The sequence below is a fragment of the Paenibacillus tritici genome, assembly GCF_018207515.1.
Taxonomy (GTDB): domain Bacteria; phylum Bacillota; class Bacilli; order Paenibacillales; family Paenibacillaceae; genus Paenibacillus_AQ; species Paenibacillus_AQ tritici.
The window spans coordinates 1,163,924-1,182,977 of sequence record NZ_CP073365.1; the positions used below are offsets into that span (position 1 = coordinate 1,163,924).

Below are 19,054 nucleotides of genomic sequence, written 5' to 3' on the forward strand. Positions count from 1 at the left end.
GAAGAGAATATTGTGAAAACTTACCGTAAGTCTCGTTTGCTCTGCACTGTGTTGTCGCTGGCCGTATTATTGTCTGCTGTACCTGTAGGACTCGGAATAGCCCCGTCATCGGTCAAGGCTGCATCTGCTTCCGGAGCACCTGTGAATCCCAATGCTTCAGCCCAGGCTGTCAAGCTGCTGAACGATCTCTATGAGATCTCGGGAAATGGAATTATCACAGGGCAGCATGATTATTTCGAGAGCCCGGATGAGCTAAGCAACAAGCTGAAGGGAACAAGCGGACATTACGCAGCACTGCATGGTTATGAGCTTGGAGCGATTGGCGGACAGACGGAGAGCGGAGTTGCCAAGCAGCGCAAGAATATCGTCTGGAGTGCGACGAACTGGTCCAGAGCGGGCGGGATTGTCGCTATGACGTTTCACCAGAGCCTTCCGGGCACCAGATATGAATGGTCCAATGTGCAGAAGCCAATCACCCAGGCGCAATTCGACAAATACGTAACCCCCGGCACGACTGAGTATAAAGCGCTGATTGCGGATCTCGATAAAGTGGCCGTTTCCCTGAAAAGCCTGCGGGATGCAGGTGTTCCGATTCTATGGAGACCTTACCATGAGATGAACGGCGGCTGGTTCTGGTGGGGGAAGAAGAACAATTTTGTTGCACTGTGGAATATAATGTATGACCGTTTCGTTAACGTTCATCAATTAAATAATTTGCTGTGGGTGTGGAACCCGAATGCGCCCAATTCCAACTCAGACCCTTACGAACGGACCTATCCGGGTGCGGACAAAGTGGATGTGCTGGCAGCAGATATATACAATAATGACTACTCGAATAAATATCATGATGAACTGTCCAGCCTGGCTGCCGGTAAACCGATTGGCATCGGGGAGAACGGTGAAATGCCAAGTATATCCAAGCTGAAGCTTACCCAGCAGAATTATGTGTTTATGATGAACTGGGGCAAGATGCTCTATGAGAACAACAGCACGGCGACAATCAAGAATTTCATGAATGACAGCTATACCCTGACTCGTGACCAATATAAAGCCTGGGCAGGACCTGTGGCAAGACCGACACTATCGCCAACAGCAACGCCTACACCTGTACCAACAGCAACGCCTACGCCAGTACCAACAGCAACACCTACGCCAGTACCAACAGCAACGCCAACGCCTGTACCAACGTTAGCAGCACCAACAGTCCCTCCGGTACCGAAGCCAGTCCCCGTTCCCAGTGATACGGAACAGCCGCCCCTCCAGAACGGTCTGACGGGAGAATATTTCAAGAATATGACCCTCTCAGGCACGCCAGTGATGGTGCGCGGTGATAATGTGGTCAGCTTCAACTGGCGCCAGGGAACTCCGGCTGCTGCGCTGGGTACAGATGCCTTTTCGATCCGCTGGACCGGCCAGATTAAGCCTGCTTACAGCGAAACCTATCAGTTCTACACTACCTCGGATGACGGTATCCGCTTATATGTGAACGGCACAGCAGTCATTGACAGCTGGGTCAAGCAGAGCGGGACAGTCCGTACCGGAAGCATAGCCCTTACTGCCGGGCAACAGTACGATATCAAGCTGGAATATTATGAGAACGCTGGCGATGCGAATGTCCATCTGATGTGGCAGAGCCCGAGTCAGGTGAAGGCTACCGTTCCGGCCAGTGCATTATTTATAAAAACAAGCAATACCTCCATACCTGCTCCATCTGCAGCACCAACGCCAACAGCAACGCCGGCACCAGTACCAACACTAACGCCAACAGCAACGCCGGCACCAGTACCAACACCAACAGCAACGCCGGCACCAGTAACTACACCGACGCCAACACCAGTGCCGACACCAACGCCGACAGCGGCACCTGCTCCGGTACCCACTCCTACAGCAGTACCGGAGAATCCTCCGGCTGCAAACGGATTGTACGCGGAATACTTCACTAATATGACGCTATCGGGCGATCCCGCTGTAGTGCGCACCGATGCTGTACTTGATTTCAACTGGCGTCAAGGCTCGCCGGATGCCGCCATCGGCATAGATTTCTTCTCCGTACGCTGGAGCGGCAAGATTAAGCCGCTGTATACTGAAACTTATCAGATCTATACCACTTCGGATGACGGTATCCGCGTACGGGTTAACGGTGAGCTTGTGATCGACAGCTGGGTGAAGCAGAGCGGGACCGAACGCTCGGGCAGCATAAGCCTGACCGCAGGCGAGCTGTATGATATTCAAGTAGAGTATTATGAGAATCAAGGGGATGCGAAAGCGCGCCTGATGTGGCAGAGTCCTAGCCAGGCCAAAGGAACGGTTCCGGCAAGCGCACTATTCCTCCCTTCCGCTTCCTAAGCTTATAAGGTCCGCAGCTGTGTTCATTCTTGGCGCTGTTACTGGTTAAGACGTTACAATTATAAATCCTGTAAGCCCACTCTTAATGGCCCTGCTGATCAGCAGGGCTACTAAGCTATAGACGATTCCGGGAAGGCTTAGCCTCCCGGGAGACCTAGTCTACCGGAGCAGTGCGGCTGGAGAAAGGAGATTACATTGAACACTTACCGTAAATACAGGCTATATATAACCATTCTTCCTCTTATCCTTATCCTTTCACTGATCCCATGGGGGACGGGGGAGGGGCGCAGTCTTCCCGCAACCGCCAAGGTTACGACATCTGCCGCCTCCGTACCCGTCAAGCCCATTAATCCCTCGGCCTCCAAGGAGGCTTCCGCATTGCTCAGTTATCTCAGTGATCTCAGCGGCAAAGGCATGATTTCCGGCCAGCATGATTACCTGGAGAGCCCCGATGAATTCAACAACAAGCTCAAAAACACAAGCGGCCAGTATGCCGTTCTGCACGGCTATGAGCTGGGAGCGATAGGCAACCAGTCTAAGGAGACCATCGCCAAGCAGCGGCAGGCTGTCGTAAACAGCGCCATCCGGTGGCATGAGAACGGCGGGATTGTCGCCATGACCTTCCATCAGAATCTGCCGGGAACCTCCCCCATATGGACCAATGTCCATATGCAGCTTAGCCAGGATAAGTTCAATGCTTATGTGACCCCCGGGACTGCGCAGTACAAAGCGCTGGTTGCGGAGCTGGATGAGGTGGCGAAATATTTAGGTGAGCTGCGGGATGCCGGAGTCCCTGTCTTATGGCGTCCTTATCATGAAATGAACGGCGGCTGGTTCTGGTGGGGGCAGAAGGATAACTTCGTTAAGCTCTGGGACCTGGTATACGACCGCATGGTGAACACGCACAAGCTGAACAACCTGCTGTGGGTGTGGAATCCGAATGCCCCGAACAAGTCGTCACAGCCTTACGCCGATTATTATCCGGGTGCCTCCAAGGTGGATATTCTAGCCGCCGATATCTATGACAATGATTTCAAGCAGTCTTACTATGACAGCCTCCTGAAGCTGGCCGACGGCAAACCGATCGGAATCGGGGAGAGCGGAGAGCTTCCAGACCCTGTCATCATGGCTCAACAGCAAAGTAAATGGGTATATACGATGACATGGGGGAAAATGCTGGTTGAGAATAACCCGCCCCTGAAAATCCAAAGCTTCATGAACCATAAATACACGGTATCCCGGGAGGATTACAAGCTTGCGATGGGCCCCAGACTCCCTGCGTTCGCTGCAGGTTCCCGGAAGGGTCTGAGAGGGCAGTATTTCGGCAATATGGACCTGTCCGGCTCACCGCTGCTTACCCGTAACGACAGCAGGATTCAGTTCAACTGGCACGGGAATTCACCGGCAACCGGCATTGCCAAGGATTCATTCTCGGTGCGCTGGACCGGGACACTGAAGCCCCTCTACAGTGAAAAGTACACGTTCACGGCTTCCTCAGATGACGGCGTTCGTGTATGGATCGGCGGCAAGCTGATTATTGACAGCTGGAAGAACCAGAGCAGCGCCAGCAGGGAGGGCAGCATTACGCTCTCCGCGAATACTCCCTACCCGATCAAAGTGGAGTATTACGAGAACCGCGGGGATGCCAGCGTCAGTCTGATGTGGAGAAGTCCCAGCCAGAAGCAGATGATTGTTCCCCAGAGTGCACTGACGCTTCCTTAAGGAAACGTGACGTAAGCCCGGTATAGTGCAGGACACCCCGGAAGAAAGCGAGGACAAGGGAATGAGGACTAGACTAAAAAAGAAACCCAACAAGCAACTTCACCGACTACTTAAATTTGCAGCATTGATCATTCTGTTACTGTTGTCCGTGTCTGTTTTCGGAGAGGATGGGACGAATACCGGCGAGGAGGGAGCCGATTTGTCTACATTGCCAACAGCCAAGGATGCCGGGCCGGAACTGCCGGAAGGGACTGTGATATGGAAGCTCGGCAAGCATGACGGTTCAGCGTCGGAGTTCAGGTCCGCAGGTTCTGCGGGTGTGAAAAAGAATGCCCGCATGGCTTCATCCGCAGCGAAGTCGGCAGAGCTTAAGACGCTGCCCTCCGGCCTGCACGGCGAGACCAATCCGGAGCTGCGGATTCAGTACGAGCTGGATAAGATCCCGGTTAACGGGGTCTTATTTCGCGTCAGCATTATAGATGCTTACAAAGCCGTACCGCAGATGAGTGTATTCTCCAACAGTCAGCTGTCAGGCATCATCCAGATTGCCGGTATTGCCGGAACAGGCAGCAAATATGATTTCCGCAAAAGCTATGAGCTGTACATTCCCAAAGAGCAGCTGGTCAAAGGCACCAACGAACTGACGCTGCGGACTGCCCGCGGCATCTATTCCTCGGAAGCAGAGGATAAGTACAACTGGTTTACATGGGATAATCTCAGTCTGGAGGCGCTGAAGTCTCCGATCAAGGAGCCGATTCACGGCAGCTATACGTTGACCGGGACCGTCGTGAATAACAAGCAGTTTTATTTTGACGAGGGTGCGGTTACCCATCTGCCTTATATTATGAAATGGCTCGGTGTTGCCTACAGCGGCAATATTATGCGCACCAGCTGTGCCAGTGATGTAGGCCGTTCCTGTGAGAACATGGAGGAATACTATAAGGTATTGAAGGATTACAATATGCAGGCCGTTGCGCTCTATCTGCATACAGGGGATATCAAGCTTAAGGCTGACGGGACACTTCCGGATGATGCCGAGAAGAAGCTGACGGATTATTTCCAGAAATACAGCCCTTATTTCCAGTACTATGAGGTGGATAATGAACCGGGTCTGTTCAACCGTTCCAAGGCGGTCAATCTGGCCATCGCCGAATGGCTGAACAGCAAGGGCAAGACGATTGCTCCGCATCTGCAGACCGTGGCCCCCGGATGGGCTTACTGGCCGGGATACAGCGAAGATTCCTGCGGCAACCAGAAGGGGCCGCTTAAGCAGTGCGGGGACCCGGACGGCTGGGAACGTGACCCGGCACAGCGTGACGAGCTGGAGGCCGTAACGGACTTGACGAATGGACACTCCTATGGCGATTCTTATATTTTCAGCCAAGGAGGGAGCTTCACAGAGAACCTGAAGACCTTTGGCGGAGCGGCGGACGGACTTAGCAAAAAAATGCTTGCCACCGAATTCGGTACCTCCGACTCCCATGTCGATGCTTATCAATACGGCGCCAAGGAGCGGACTTCGGCTGTCTTCGACCGGATTATGCGGGCACATCTCGGCTATGCCGATATGTTCGTACAGCATGCCGCCTTCTTCAAGAACTTCAGCCTCTTCAAATACGGCTTCAATCTGGAGGAGCATGATCCGGCCGCTACAGAGATCTACTACACGAAGGAAGGCGAGGACTCCCGCGTCAGTATCATGCGCCGGCTGGATCTGGCTTATGCTACGCACGGGGCTCCGCTGACCTACCAGATCAGCAACAAAGAGGAATTGGCCAATAAGCTGGTCTACGTTAGGGCCGTGGATACCTCTACGCTGGAGCCGCTGGCCGGTAGCAAGGCGAAGTCCAACAAGGTGCTTGTCAATTTCGTGAATTTTGAAAAAACAGAGCAGACCGTCAAGGTGAAGGTGACCCTGCCCAAGAAGACAATGTATGAAGGGGAGCGGTTCGGCAACGGGGACACGTATGAAGAGGCCCGCAGCTATATATCCGGCAGAATGGCTTCCCCTGAGCTGGAATTCACGGAGACGCTGGCCCCGGGAGAAGGCGTACAGTATATCCTGGAGCCTTCTTCCGAGGTGGCGGTCAGGGCGCCGCAAGGCTTGAAGGCTGCTGCCGTCAAAGGATTGTCCATGCAGCTGAGCTGGCTGGAAGCTCCCGGAGCAAGCTATGAAGTGCTCCGGGCTGACGGCCCCGGCGAGGCATTGAAGGTGATTGCAGCAGGAGTGAAGAGAACGGAGTACAAGGACAGCAAGCTGAAGGAAGGTACACTTTATACTTATGCTGTAAGAGTGTCCGGCTCTGGCGTGATGTCAGAGAAGACACAGATTACAGCCACCGGACTTGTCCCGCTGGCGCGGGCGGACTGGACAGTGACGTCGAGTGTTGATAAGGAGGCCTCCAATCCGGCAGGGGCGATTGACGGAGACCGGCGTACCCGCTGGGATACGGTCAAGCACCAGGCTTCAGGGGAGTACTTCCAGATTGATCTGGGCGCAGAACATACGGTAGAAGCAATAGATCTTGATTATCATTTATCCCCCTATGACTATCCGCGCGGATACCAGGTCCAGGTCTCGGAGGATGCCAAGAGCTGGCGACAGGTTGCAACGGGCAAAGGCCAGCTGGGAATGACCAAAATCGGGTTTACTCCGGTCAGCACCCGGCATATCCGGATTGTCCAGACAGGCTCCGGAGGCAACTACTGGTCCATCCAGGAGCTGCAGGTGTATTCAAGGGAATGAAGGACGGCATAATAACCTCCGTGGATTACAGCGCCCACCGGGGTTTTTTTTCTGTCCGAAGATTCATAAATATACTATATATCAAGGGGCTTAGGCGCATACCCTGCTCCCGGGAAAGGTGTGAACCGGAACCATGACTCATCTTGCAGATCAAATTATTCTGCTGCTGGCGGCGTTGCTGCTGATCGCTGTGCTCTCCACCAAATTCTCCACCCGTTTTGGAATGCCCGCGCTGGTCCTGTTTATTGCAGCCGGAATGATACTCAGCCATTTCATTTATTTCAACAATGCTTCGCTCACGCAGATTGCCGGAATTTTTGCACTGGTGGTGATATTGTTCGAAGGCGGAATGCAGACGAGCATGAAGGATATCCGCCCGATCATGAAGCCCGCGTTGTCGCTGGCTACACTCGGAGTGCTGCTTACCACCGTAATCGTCGGTATTGCTGCCAGATTGGTGTTAGGTGTGCCCTGGGCGGAGAGCTTCCTGTTCGGGGCCATTGTCGGCTCAACGGATGCGGCAGCAGTGTTCTCTGTCCTCGGCGGCAAGAATATTGAGAAACGGCTGACCTCGACGCTTGAAGCGGAATCCGGCAGCAATGATCCAATGGCAGTATTTCTCACCGTGTCACTGATTGAATGGGTGCAGCATCCAGGTATGGCGGTATGGAGTCTGGTGCTGGCCTTCTTTTGGGAGATGGGAGTGGGTCTCCTGATCGGGATTGTGGTGGGTAAGCTGGCTGTATATCTGATCAACCGGATTAATCTGGACTCTACTGGACTCTATCCGGTGATGGCGGTCGGTTTTGCCGTTCTGACTTACGGGGTCTCGGCTATGGTGCACAGCAGCGGACTGCTCGCCGTCTATGTTATGGGGCTGGTGCTGGGGAATTCCGAGCTGATGTACCACCGCACCATAATGAATTTCAATCATGGCTTTGCCTGGATGATGCAGATTGCCATGTTCATTCTGCTCGGACTGCTGGTCTTCCCGCAGGAGCTGGCGGCTGTCGCCTGGCAGGGGCTTCTGCTGTCTGTAATTCTGATGATCATCGCAAGGCCGCTGGGGGTCTTCATCAGTCTCTTGTTCAGCCGGTTCTCCTTCCGGGAAAAGACACTGATCTCCTGGGCCGGACTCAGAGGAGCCGTCCCGATTGTACTGGCGACCTACCCGCTGCTCGCAGGGCTGCCGCAAGGCAGGCTGTTCTTCAATGTAGTCTTCTTCGTAGTGCTGACTTCGGCGGTGATTCAGGGCACAACCATTTCGCCCCTCGCCTCGCGGCTGAGGCTGGTTGGCCGGGAGGGAGAGGCCCAGCCGTCCCTGATGGAGCTGGTGGCGCTCGGCAAGACAGACTCTGAATTCAACCATATCGGGATTAACCCGCAGATGCCGGTAGCCGGAATGCAGATTGCAGACATTGGTCTGCCGGATGATATTCTGTTCACAGCGATTATACGGAACAAGAGCATCGTAACGCCGCATGGCAGTACGCTTATTGAGCCGGGGGATACGGTATATGTGCTCAGCCCCAAGAGTAAGCGGGAGGAGATGCGCGCGATCTTCCGGAGCGGGAAAGGGAAGGCGGCGGAAGCGGATATCACTTCAATCTAAAGGGTACTCTAGGGAGATCATTGCGGTGTATTTACTGGATTGTGACAGAAATAACAGGATTATGACTAAGAGAAATGCTAAAATCTGGAGTAGATCAAAGATTGAGGACAACCAGATTGCATTCCATCAAAAAATATGTTAAATTGTATATAGATTTAGATCGAGTCTAAATACATCGAAATTTGAATACACATCCCGGGAGGTTATTAAAATGAGTACACAAGTCAAGAGCCACACTGAACTACATGCTGCATTGAATCGTCAGACCGCGAACTGGACTTTGCTTGGAGTGAAGCTGCATCACTACCACTGGTACGTCAGCGGAACCCAGTTCTTCACACTGCATGAGAAATTTGAAGAGCTGTACAATGAAGCTGCCGGGTATGTCGATGAGCTGGCTGAACGGCTGCTCGCGATTGGCGGACAACCAGCTTCCACCATGGCGCAATACCTTGAGCTCTCCGGACTGAAGGAAGCTGCCGGCGGAGAGAGTGCGAAGGAGATGGTCTCACAGCTGGTTAAGGACTTTGCTGCTATCGCTGAAGAGCTGAAGCAGGGAATCTCTGCCGCTGAGGAGCTTAGCGATCAGCCGACGGCGGATCTGCTGATCGGAATCCGGACCAGTGTAGAGAAATCGGCCTGGATGCTGAACGCTTACCTGGGTTAAATTCCGGGGATTACTCCCATACAGTTACAGATAGAAGAGCGCCCGCGTTAGACTTCACGCTGGCGCTCTTTGCTGTTGAATGGCACAGGTACATCAGCGGGAGCCTACTTAATAAAGACACCGCCAAAGGGCAGCGCTTCACGCAGAAACCGTTTGATAATGCCGTCTTCATTATTGTCACGCTCGAAGCGCCTGCTCTGGCGCCCGGCCTGGAACAGTACCGGCCCGTGACCGGTCATCTTCCAGTGATAGCTCATATGCTGGCTGGCAAGATGGTTGCCGTAGACCGTAAGCTCAAGCTTGGCATTCTCGGGATAGGCGATAATACTGCCGGCATCGACATACAGCGGGTCAAAGGGATGCAGCTCGGCTTCACAGACCGTGCCCTCTGTCAGAATGCCGATGCTGCCACGGCCGGAGAATTTGACCTTGACGATATCCCGGGTAATCAACGCGTTTTTCATGCTCAGCACTCTCGTCTGCATCGTCACTCCTTTGCTGTAGAAGAAGAGATGCCTGAAATCATAGAGCAGATCACTTTTGCTGTCGAGCTGGATCGTCTTGACCCGGTAGCCGGGCGGAAGCGCGGCTGTGAACCGGCAAGGGCCGGTCATGTCCGAGCGGATCAGCTTCCGCTTGCGGTACATGCCCTTCACATCCATGAACCGGTCGGCCCGTCCCGATGAAGGACCCTGATACGCTATGATCTGCTGCGGATGCAGCACATGGACCTCTTCATTCTCCGCAACGCTAAAAGCAACAGCTTGTCCGCTGCCGCTGTCGCCTTCATCCTGAATATCAATGTTCATCTTGGAGCCTCCCTTCATGCTGTGCCGGTATTTACGCAGCCGCAGCCTGCTCCGGGCTTAACGCAGCCGGTCACTCTTTCTGGAACGGTGGCGCATTGTGAAGCGCAGCAGCCGGATCAGCAGGAAGTACCCCAGGACCAGGGCAAGTCCGGCGATGACCGTCACCTTAATCCGGTTGAAGTAATTCTCCCTCGCCGTCCGGTCGTTCTTCAGCTCATCGACGACCTGGCTGAGCTGGCGGTTCTGCTCCTGCAGGGCAGCATTCTGGGCCTGATACGTCTGCATCTGCTGCAGGCTGTCCGTCAGCTGGTCCTTGGCCTCACCCAGATCCTCCTTCGTCTGCTGAAGCTCCTCCGCAGTCTTCTGGTAGCTCTCCTGCAGCTTGGTGACTTCTCCCGGAAGCTCTGAGAAGCTCTGTAATCCGTTGTATATGTCATTGAGATAATTGGCCTTGGCCTGAGGCATATCGAAAGTGAAAGTAATGCCAAGCAGCAGCAGGGAGGAACCCAGCAGCTTCAGCATAACTCCTGTTAACCGTCTTTTCATTAGCAGATCACCACCTGTATAGCTAGTTGTCTTCCTATTTTATCATAGCTGCCTGCCGTTTGGACAACACGTGCTGTAGGCATAATTACCCGTACTGTCCATAGAGAGAACCATAGAAGTAATACAGCGTACAGGCAGTGATGGTTTCTGTTATATTGAGTGTCGGTGCAAATTAACGTATACTGTGAACGGAAAGGGGCTGTTACTTATGAATAGATGGCTCAAAACACTGCTGATCCTGGCGGGCTCCGCCCTATTGACCCGGTTTATTCCGTTCTCCTCCTTATTCCGTAATCTGGATACGATGTTCCATGAGTTCGGCCATGCCCTGATGACCCTGCTGCTCTCCGGAAATGTGCTGCGCATCGAGCTGTATTCCGATCATAGCGGTGTAACCTATTCAGCGATTGCAGCCGGGGGCAAGGCGATACTCGTGTCGCTGGCGGGATATCCTCTGGCTTCACTGTTCGCAGTGCTGCTGTTCTACTTATATAGTAGAGACAAGCGGCAATGGGGGCTGATCCTGGCCAGTCTCGTAGCGCTAATCATGCTTGTGCTGTATGTGCGGGGCGGCTTCGGGATGCTCTGGCTGAGCGGATTCATTCTATTGAATGCTGCCATGCTGTTCCTCTGGCCGAAGGTCAGCAAATATTATTACTTATTTCTGGCGTTTCTGACTCTGGAAGAATCTGTAATGGGCACGTTATTCCTGGTCTCTGCTTCCATCCTGACCCCCTCCCGTGCAGGGGATGCAGCGAACCTTGCCCGGCTGACCCCATTACCGGCGGTCCTGTGGTCCCTGCTGTTTTTTCTCTTCGCGCTGCTGTGCGCAACCTGGGCGCTGGGGCTGTTTTTCAGGAAGGAGCAAGCCGGCAGGCGGGCAAGAAGATTATAATGCGCAACATTTTGTTCGTCATAATTTGACAAAAGAATAGACTTTCGCAAAGAGGCAATCCCCTTTAGGGGGAGGTTGGCTCTTTTTTTGTCGATATTATAGGACCGAACATACATTCCATGACAAGGAGTTGTCCGCCAATATTGGTACATTAATAGAAGACCCAAAAAAAGAAAGAGGTGGAAATATGCAAGCAAGTATTCAGACCCTGTTTACATGGAGTCAGGATCGTATTTTGGCAGGCGGCGCGAAGAAAGTCGTTCTGCTTGTGGAGTGGACAGGAGTAGCCCAAGGTGAGGATTTCCGCAAGAGAAGCCGCAAGGTAGTAGCCCGGGATATTGAGCTGAGAGTGTGGCTGGAAAGCCATGTCAAAATAACAGGATGTTACGGTTGTAGTGCAGAAGAAGGAGAGGGACGGTCACTACTCCTGAAGCTTGGCAAAATCCATTCCGGACAGCGCAGGTACATCGCCCTGGAATTTATGATGAAGGGGATGCCTGCAGGCATCCATGAAGCCCTATGGCTGCAGTGGCAGTTCAAGCAGCCTTCAGTGGAACGAATCCGCGAGCTGCCCCTCAAGAAGCTGGGGATTGAATATTCCCACCATACCGACCTGCTGGGCTCCCGCTGCTGCTTCCATGTAGAGAAGCATCTGGAGCTGCTGCACACAGCGGCGCTGCTGGCGGAAGCCGGGGAGGCCCGGATCAGGAACAAGCCGGATGTACCCTCTGACAAGCTGCGCAGACAGGCCGACCAACTGCTGCTGATGGCCGCGCGCTCCGGTGATATGCAGCTCCTTAAGGAAGCGGAGACGCTGTATAAAAAGCTGGAGGTGGAGAATCTGCCATGGAGCAGGACGGGGATGAGATAATTACAGGAACGCTGCGTAGATATAATAGGCATTACTTATACATAGGACTCAAACTAAGAATCTCACTCCCGGAACAGATAACAAATTGCGTAATATATAAATGTGGTAATATAGTAAAATAGTTCTATTATATTTTCTTATCTCGGTTATTACATCCTTGGTTATAGATATATATAACTAATTTATTTAAAAATAATGGGTCTATTTTACCATAAGTCAAGGAGAACTGAATATGACAGACCGATTAATCAGGCTGATGCGCATCATTACGCTAGTTCAGGCCAAACCGGGAATTCTGGCCCGTGAGCTGGCGGAACGATGCGGCAACAGCGAGAGAACGATTTATCGGGATATGGATGCGCTGAGTGCCATGCATATCCCCATTACCCATATGGGGCACGGTAAAGGGTATGCTTTTATCGGGAATTTCGCATTGTACCCCCTGGATTGGTCAGAAGAGGAAGAAGAGGCCTTTTCACAGTTGCGCAGTATTATGACGGATATCAAGCCTTTACTGCCCCCCAGCTTCGAGGATGCATATGAGAAAGTGATGGCCGCTGATTATAAGCAAAAGGCAGAAAGGGAAGAAACAATGGAACGTACTAAAAAGGAAGCCGGACAGCATTGGGTGGAGAAGAACGGGTCTCAGGGAGATCAGCCATTCTTTCTGACTGACATTCTGGATGCCGTTATGAAGCAGAGAAGCATACAGGCCGACTACAGGGAGAACGCATACGAAGAAAAAGGTATCCGAATTGATCCCTATTGCCTGGTCCCGCTCGAGAATCGTTTTCACCTGATTGGTTTTTGTCACCGCTTCGGAATTATCCGCACCTTTCATATTAACGGTTTTTCCAGTGTGAATCCGCTGGACCGATGGTTCTCCAAGGATCAATTTGATCTGCAGTCCTTCATGGAGCAGAAGTGGTCCCTCGAGCAGGATAGCCTGCAGGTTGAATTCCGGGTCAAATTCTCACAGCGCATGATGGAACAGCTGAAGCATGAAGAGATGTTCGTGAAGCCGAGCAGGGTGGACCGCCAGAACCGCAGCCTGCACTTCAAGGTCGCTGTGGAGCAGGACATCGGCTTCGTCCACTGGATTATGAAATACAAGGAAGAAGCTGAGATTATGGAGCCGGAGTATTACCGGGATGTGCTGAGACATCAGCTTGAGAAATGGCTGTCGCTATACAAATGATTATCGTCCTCTAAAATACTTTTCTAACCGGGCATTTGACCTTCGTTCAATTTAAACAAAAGAGGGAGAGACGTTGTCGGTAGGTCAAATAACCAATTAGGCCGTAAGGGCCTGGTTGGTTTTTTTGTTCGTTTCTACATTTATCGACTAAATATAACAAAAAAAGTAATGGATAAATATTGAAAACGGGTTTATTATAGAGACATCTAAGGGAATAAAAACCATATTATTACGAAATGTGAAAAATATCACTAAAGCAGACAGCTTAAGAGAAAGGGAGAATACATAATGAATTTGAAGGAAGAAATAATCACTAATCTCCAGACTATTCTAGTAAATAAATTACGGCTTCCCCTACAGCCGTCGGAGATTGATTCTGAGATGGAATTGTTTAATAACGGGCTGGGGTTGGATTCTGTCGATTCTTTAGAATTAATAGCGGCAATTCACGAGGATTACGGCATTGAGCTGAATGCGGAGCATACCCCGTTCTTTAGAAATCTAAATACACTAAGTGAATATATCAGCTCCTCACTGGCGGCAATCCCGTGAGGAATGGAACACAATGCGTAGTTACTGGACTTGGGTCTATTTGTGCGAATGGGGCTGATACAGAATTATTCTGGAACAATAGCGTAAATGGACATTGTGGGATCAAGCCAATCTCAACTGACAAATTAGCGTGTGATATTCCGGGATGGTATGGTGAAGCCGAAGAATCCATTCCGTTGGCCAGGTCAGGCAAAAAGGTTCGGAGAATGGACAGGACTTCACTGCTCTGTATGAAGGCTGTGGAAGAAGCTATCATACAATCTGGAATTGAGTTTAGTAAGACGGATAGACGGCGAGTAGGTGTTGTTATGGGGAGTTGCACAGGCGGGCCGGGCAGTGCTGAACACTATTTAACCAGGCTGCGGAACGGGAAGAGATTATCCCCTTATGAGGTACTTAATATACCTATTCATGCGATAGCCGGTTATGTTGCGGGCTATTATGATCTCAACGGCTCTGTAACCAACATTGCCAACGCTTGTGCAGCGGGGGCCATGAGTATCGCCTATGGTTGTGATTTAATCCGTTATGGCCTGGCTGATGTGGTCATTGCAGGCGGTGCCGATGCCTTTGCCAAACTTCAGTTTGGCGGATTCTATGCCCTTAAGGCGCTAGATGCCTCTCCCTGCTCCCCATTTAGCAGAAGTGAGGGGATTTCACTCGGTGAAGGTGCAGGTGTCCTGATTATAGAATCCCTCCAGCATGCCGCTGACCGTGGTGCTGACATTGTGGCAGAGGTGCTGGGTTATGGCATCACTTCTGATGCTTACCATATCACGGCTCCGCGCCCTGACGGTGAAGGACAGATTACTGCGATCCATCTCGCCTTGGATGAGGCCGGTCTGTCAACAACAGATATAAGTTATCTAAATGCGCATGGGACGGGCACGCCGCTTAATGATACGGCTGAACAGACCGCTCTGCGAGCTGTTTTTTCTCCGGAGGATATCAGTATAAGCTCGACTAAATCAATGATTGGGCACTGTCTTGGAGCTGCGGGATCATTGGAAGCCGTGATTACCATCAAAGCACTTCAGAATCAGCAGATTCCTCCTACGATACATTTTAACAGTGATAAGAAATCACGGTTTAATTTTGTTCCGAACACAGCGCAGAATGTAAGTATTGAATATGCAATGTCGAATTCCTTTGCCTTTGGAGGGAATAACGCAAGCCTGATTTTTGGTAAGAATACGCATAACAACGTAAATAAGTCGTTACCTAATGTCAAAGTCTACATAACCGGGCTTGGAATCATATCCTCACAAGGCGACGATATTCATACTTATTGGAAGAATATGAACGAAGCAGACAAGGGAGAGGTACAGAGTTGCCTGGTTCCGGATACCTACTTAGCTTCAGAAGGTATTTCACCGGCATATACACGCCGCATGGACAGGTTATCCAAGCTGCTGCTTTTCTCAGGCCTAAGAGCCATCAAGGATTCTGGTCTGGAAATGGATGAAGAGCGGCAAAGGGATACCGGATTAATAGTGGGTACTTCGGATGGACCTGCGGATGAGATTCGAAGCTTTCTGGAGCAGCTGCTGGCCAAAGGTATTCAGTCAGGCAGTCCTATGCTGTTTCCCAATACTGTCTATAATGCTGCAGCAGCCCAGCTGTCGATCCACCAGCGAATTCAAGGCTGTAATATGACCGTAACGAACGGGATTTCTTCTGGCATGGATTGTATATCTGACAGCTTTGAAATAGTCAAAAGCAACAGGCATCAGGTTATGCTTGCTGCCGGAGTGGATGAATATTCTGATACTATCCACCAGCTCTATGACACGCTAAGAGCACTTAACCGGCACACGGACACTTCGCTCTCTAAGCCGTATGCCTTCACCGGCAAAGGGTTCTCACTGGCGGAGGGGGCAGCCACGCTGGTGCTTGAGTCGGAGGATCATGCGTACTCCCGTGGCGCATCCCTATATGCGGAGGTAGCAGGGTACGGAAGGTCATACCAATATTGCACTCCGGGGAAGGTTGATCCTGAAGCCGCTGCGCTGGACCATGCGATCCTTCAGGCCTGTGCTATGTCTGGAATATTACCTGAGAACATTGAGGCTATTGTGGGATTTGCAAATGGCGACTCTCTTATAGACGGAATGGAACTCTGCAGTTATGCAAGGGTATTCGGCAGGAGGGCACAAGACATACCCGTGTATGCCATAAAGAGCAGATTAGGGGAAGGGCGGGCAGGGATAAGCTCTTTACAGGTTGCTCATGCAGCTATGCTTTTGGCTACCGGGGAACGCCCTGTACCCCAGCGTGGAGCCCCCTTTCCTTCAGTTGAGAGCAGCTCCGGGAGTACGCAGGGGTTTCATACTATCCTGGTAACCAGCTTTTCGTTCGGAGGCAGCTTTAGTGCGATGATCCTCAAAGATGTCCCGAACCGGAAGGGAGTGCAGTCATGAAGCAGGTAGCTGTTGTTACAGGGGGTTCAAGGGGGATAGGCGCTGCATGTGCGCTGGGGCTGGCTCAGACCGGCATGGATATTGTAGTTAACTATCGGGAGAACAAAGACCGGGCGCTTGAGGTGGTTGAAGCCATACGCAGTTATGGGGCACAGGCTGTAGCCGTTCAAGCGGATGTCTCCCAGAGCAGTCAGGTAAAGCGGCTGTTTGCGGAGGCGGTCACGGCATTTGGCAGAGTGGATGTGCTAGTCAATAACGCAGGTATCTCTGATAGTACCCTCGGGATGATGATTACTGATGAGCAGCTGGATCGGTGTATTGATACCAATCTTAAGGGATGTATGTATAGCTGCAAGCAGGCAGCCCTTCTGATGATGAGGAACAAGAGAGGCAAAATTATAAATTTATCATCGGTGAGCTCTATCAAAGGACTAACCGGTCAGTCGCTATATAGCGCTACCAAGGCAGCAGTCAATGCATATACCAGAGTACTCGCTAAGGAACTGGCACGCTTTAATATTCAGGTGAATGCAGTGGCTCCCGGATTCATTGAGACGGATATGGTCTCTGCACTTTCAGCGGCCAAACAAGCAGAGTATCTGGAATTAATTCCTGCCCGTACCTTTGGGAGAACAGAGGATGTGGCGAATCTGGTTTGTTTTTTGGGAAGCGGCAAGGCCGATTATATTACCGGGCAGGTCATGGTGGTGGATGGCGGATTAGGGATCGGATGAGGTGAAGGGAAATGAGAGAGCTTTATTCATTGCTTGAGCATAGGCCGCCGTTTCTGTTCCTGGACAGACTTATAGAGCTTGAACATGGGGTTTACGCCAAGGGTGTCAAGAATATCAGCATTAATGAGCCGTTTTTCAGTGGACATTTCCCCCGGCAACCGATTATGCCCGGCGCTCTTATTATGGAGGCTGCAGCCCAGCTATGTGCTGTTGTCATGGCCAAAGCGGAGGAGGAGCCGGACAAGCTTCCTGTTCTGATCAAGGTAGAGATGATGAAATTTCTGAAGCCTGTTGTTCCGGGAGACAGGCTGGTGCTGGAAGCCCGGCTGCTCTCCCATACATTGTCGTTGTCAAAATTCAGCGTAGAGGGACTTGTTGAAGGCAACAAGGTAACATCCGGTATCCTCGTATTTTCATATATTTAAGACTATAAACACATTATGAGCGGAGGCACTATATGTACAGAGTCAGTAATTACACCATTTCAATTCCTTTAACTGAGGAAAAGGACAGATACATGCTGGTACACGGTTATTCGGGGGCATTCGATATTGTTAATGACTCCATTCATAACGCGATGCGAAGCGATGCTTCAGAGGAGGACCTGCTCCGGGAGATCCGGGCCGAGGACCGTAAAGTATTAGAGCAAAGAGGATATCTCACCAGCAAAACCCCGGATGAAGAGCTGGCGACACTGGGTAAAATTTCGGAAGTCCTGCACAGAGCGAGTTCAAAGGTAATCTCGATCACACTGATTCCCACGTATAATTGCAATTTTCGCTGCGAATATTGTTTTGAGAAAAAATTGTTTGATAAAGGAAAGGATTACCTGAAGCGCTCGATGGACAGTGAGACATTGGCCGCCGTCTTTGCTCAGATTGACCAATATCGAACTGAGGGCTATCAGATAGGCCAGATTACCTTATTCGGCGGAGAGCCGCTGCTAAGGACCAGCTATCCTGTAGTGAAGCAGATTGTAGATTTATGCAAAGAAAGAGGCATTACGCTATTTGCAGTAACCAACGGCCACGACTTGAAGCATTATCAGGATTTGCTCACTGCAGATGGCATTAACTCGATTCAGATTACGTTGGACGGCGAAGAAGCAACGCACGACAGCAGAAGATACCTCGCGGGGGGACAGCCGACGTTTGCCAAGATCGTTGAGAATATCACCATGGCTCTGGAGCAGGGCATTCATGTTGCGCTCCGGTCCAATGTGAACAAACACAATTTCGCCCAGCTGGAAGGGCTGATGAAATTGTATCAGGATAAAGGCTGGACGGAATATCCTAACTTCAGCTATTACTTCAAATCCACTCATAAATGCTATGAAGAGCCGGCAGCGGCCATTACAGATGTAGAACTTATGGAGAGGCTGAATTCTATATATGGCGGCGTTGAAGGGTTCTCCTTCAATAGTATATACAGCAATTTAACCCAGACACTCAGCAGTATGTTCAAGAGCGAAGGGTATGCTCCGCTAAGAGCCGGTTACTGCGGAGCCACCACCGGAATGTTCACTATTGATCCTTATGGAGATATCTATCCTTGCTGGGATGTGCTTGGTGACCAAGGAGAGAGTATCGGACGAGTCAGCCTGGAGCATTCCCGCTTTGAACTGAATGAACGTTCTTCCTTCTGGCGGGGGCGGACTGCAGACAAAATAGAGGAGTGTGCCAGTTGCAAATACGCTCTGTTCTGCGGCGGCGGCTGCGGGGCACATGCCAACATTTCCAATAAAGATCACTATACGGCGTACTGCGAGAATTTCAGGCTGATTTTCGATGAGGTGGTTGCAGGGCTCTACAGCAAAATTCTTAAGGAACCGGTTCAGGTATAGAGACGATCCCTCTTCTGAAAGGAGGTGACAACTATGCAGACAGACACTGTTCAATCATTGAACAAGAATGTTAGCTTTAATGAAAAAATGGAT

Annotated in this window: 15 protein-coding genes; 13 read left to right on the forward strand and 2 right to left on the reverse strand. The window is 51.3% G+C overall.

Annotated elements, in window-relative coordinates:
* The first annotated feature begins 12 nt into the window (after positions 1-12).
* The 5 genes from KDC22_RS04900 to KDC22_RS04920 all read left to right on the forward strand — a co-directional run bounded on the left by KDC22_RS04900 (position 13) and on the right by KDC22_RS04920 (position 9,093).
* Positions 13-2,346 (forward strand): PA14 domain-containing protein, encoded by a 2,334-nt coding sequence (locus KDC22_RS04900; RefSeq protein ID WP_246553306.1) that lies wholly within the window; start codon positions 13-15, stop codon positions 2,344-2,346.
* 195 nt (positions 2,347-2,541) lie between these two features.
* A complete protein-coding gene (locus KDC22_RS04905; RefSeq protein WP_211722249.1) occupies positions 2,542-4,068 on the forward strand; it encodes a glycosyl hydrolase in 1,527 nt (508 codons plus the stop codon).
* A 61-nt stretch (positions 4,069-4,129) separates the two neighbouring features.
* On the forward strand, positions 4,130-6,814 hold the full coding sequence (locus tag KDC22_RS04910; protein ID WP_211722250.1) for a discoidin domain-containing protein: 2,685 nt from the start codon (positions 4,130-4,132) through the stop codon (positions 6,812-6,814).
* 133 nt (positions 6,815-6,947) lie between these two features.
* Entirely contained in the window at positions 6,948-8,426 is a 1,479-nt protein-coding gene (locus KDC22_RS04915; RefSeq protein ID WP_211722251.1) for a potassium/proton antiporter, read from the forward strand.
* Positions 8,427-8,637: 211 nt separating this feature from the next.
* Complete coding sequence (locus KDC22_RS04920) at positions 8,638-9,093, forward strand: Dps family protein (RefSeq protein WP_173136631.1); 456 nt, start codon at positions 8,638-8,640, stop codon at positions 9,091-9,093.
* A gap of 104 nt (positions 9,094-9,197) precedes the next feature.
* Here the strand turns inward: KDC22_RS04920 and KDC22_RS04925 are convergent, their stop codons facing one another.
* Complete coding sequence (locus tag KDC22_RS04925) at positions 9,198-9,902, reverse strand: AIM24 family protein (RefSeq protein WP_173136629.1); 705 nt, start codon at positions 9,900-9,902, stop codon at positions 9,198-9,200.
* A 57-nt stretch (positions 9,903-9,959) separates the two neighbouring features.
* Positions 9,960-10,448 (reverse strand): hypothetical protein, encoded by a 489-nt coding sequence (locus KDC22_RS04930; RefSeq protein WP_173136627.1) that lies wholly within the window; start codon positions 10,446-10,448, stop codon positions 9,960-9,962.
* 208 nt (positions 10,449-10,656) lie between these two features.
* Between KDC22_RS04930 and KDC22_RS04935 the strand changes: the two genes are divergently transcribed.
* From KDC22_RS04935 to KDC22_RS04970, 8 genes are all read left to right on the forward strand, one after another.
* On the forward strand, positions 10,657-11,343 hold the full coding sequence (locus KDC22_RS04935) for a M50 family metallopeptidase (protein WP_173136625.1): 687 nt from the start codon (positions 10,657-10,659) through the stop codon (positions 11,341-11,343).
* Between the two features lie 187 nt (positions 11,344-11,530).
* Entirely contained in the window at positions 11,531-12,214 is a 684-nt protein-coding gene (locus KDC22_RS04940) for a hypothetical protein (RefSeq protein WP_173136623.1), read from the forward strand.
* Between the two features lie 232 nt (positions 12,215-12,446).
* Complete coding sequence (locus KDC22_RS04945; protein WP_173136621.1) at positions 12,447-13,412, forward strand: helix-turn-helix transcriptional regulator; 966 nt, start codon at positions 12,447-12,449, stop codon at positions 13,410-13,412.
* Positions 13,413-13,700: 288 nt separating this feature from the next.
* Positions 13,701-13,964: a phosphopantetheine-binding protein gene (locus KDC22_RS04950; RefSeq protein WP_211722252.1), complete on the forward strand. Its 264-nt coding sequence runs from the start codon at positions 13,701-13,703 to the stop codon at positions 13,962-13,964.
* A complete protein-coding gene (locus KDC22_RS04955; protein ID WP_211722253.1) occupies positions 13,961-16,384 on the forward strand; it encodes a beta-ketoacyl-[acyl-carrier-protein] synthase family protein in 2,424 nt (807 codons plus the stop codon). The genes KDC22_RS04950 and KDC22_RS04955 overlap by 4 nt, the downstream gene beginning before the upstream one ends.
* A complete protein-coding gene (locus KDC22_RS04960; protein ID WP_211722254.1) occupies positions 16,381-17,118 on the forward strand; it encodes an SDR family NAD(P)-dependent oxidoreductase in 738 nt (245 codons plus the stop codon). Before KDC22_RS04955 ends, KDC22_RS04960 begins: the two co-directional genes overlap by 4 nt.
* A gap of 11 nt (positions 17,119-17,129) precedes the next feature.
* Positions 17,130-17,543 (forward strand): 3-hydroxyacyl-ACP dehydratase FabZ, encoded by a 414-nt coding sequence (gene fabZ, locus KDC22_RS04965; RefSeq protein WP_211722255.1) that lies wholly within the window; start codon positions 17,130-17,132, stop codon positions 17,541-17,543.
* A 32-nt stretch (positions 17,544-17,575) separates the two neighbouring features.
* Complete coding sequence (locus KDC22_RS04970; RefSeq protein ID WP_211722256.1) at positions 17,576-18,961, forward strand: radical SAM/SPASM domain-containing protein; 1,386 nt, start codon at positions 17,576-17,578, stop codon at positions 18,959-18,961.
* Positions 18,962-19,054: the final 93 nt, after the last annotated feature.

Excerpts from the sequence above, each read along its gene's own strand:
- KDC22_RS04910 (WP_211722250.1), top strand. The coding sequence starts at position 4,130 with ATGAGGACTAGACTAAAAAAGAAACCCAACAAGCAACTTCACCGACTA.
- KDC22_RS04915 (WP_211722251.1), top strand. The coding sequence starts at position 6,948 with ATGACTCATCTTGCAGATCAAATTATTCTGCTGCTGGCGGCGTTGCTG.
- KDC22_RS04920 (WP_173136631.1), top strand. The coding sequence starts at position 8,638 with ATGAGTACACAAGTCAAGAGCCACACTGAACTACATGCTGCATTGAAT.
- KDC22_RS04925 (WP_173136629.1), bottom strand. The coding sequence starts at position 9,902 with ATGAACATTGATATTCAGGATGAAGGCGACAGCGGCAGCGGACAAGCT.
- KDC22_RS04930 (WP_173136627.1), bottom strand. The coding sequence starts at position 10,448 with ATGAAAAGACGGTTAACAGGAGTTATGCTGAAGCTGCTGGGTTCCTCC.
- KDC22_RS04935 (WP_173136625.1), top strand. The coding sequence starts at position 10,657 with ATGAATAGATGGCTCAAAACACTGCTGATCCTGGCGGGCTCCGCCCTA.
- KDC22_RS04940 (WP_173136623.1), top strand. The coding sequence starts at position 11,531 with ATGCAAGCAAGTATTCAGACCCTGTTTACATGGAGTCAGGATCGTATT.
- KDC22_RS04945 (WP_173136621.1), top strand. The coding sequence starts at position 12,447 with ATGACAGACCGATTAATCAGGCTGATGCGCATCATTACGCTAGTTCAG.
- KDC22_RS04950 (WP_211722252.1), top strand. The coding sequence starts at position 13,701 with ATGAATTTGAAGGAAGAAATAATCACTAATCTCCAGACTATTCTAGTA.
- KDC22_RS04960 (WP_211722254.1), top strand. The coding sequence starts at position 16,381 with ATGAAGCAGGTAGCTGTTGTTACAGGGGGTTCAAGGGGGATAGGCGCT.
- fabZ (WP_211722255.1), top strand. The coding sequence starts at position 17,130 with ATGAGAGAGCTTTATTCATTGCTTGAGCATAGGCCGCCGTTTCTGTTC.
- KDC22_RS04970 (WP_211722256.1), top strand. The coding sequence starts at position 17,576 with ATGTACAGAGTCAGTAATTACACCATTTCAATTCCTTTAACTGAGGAA.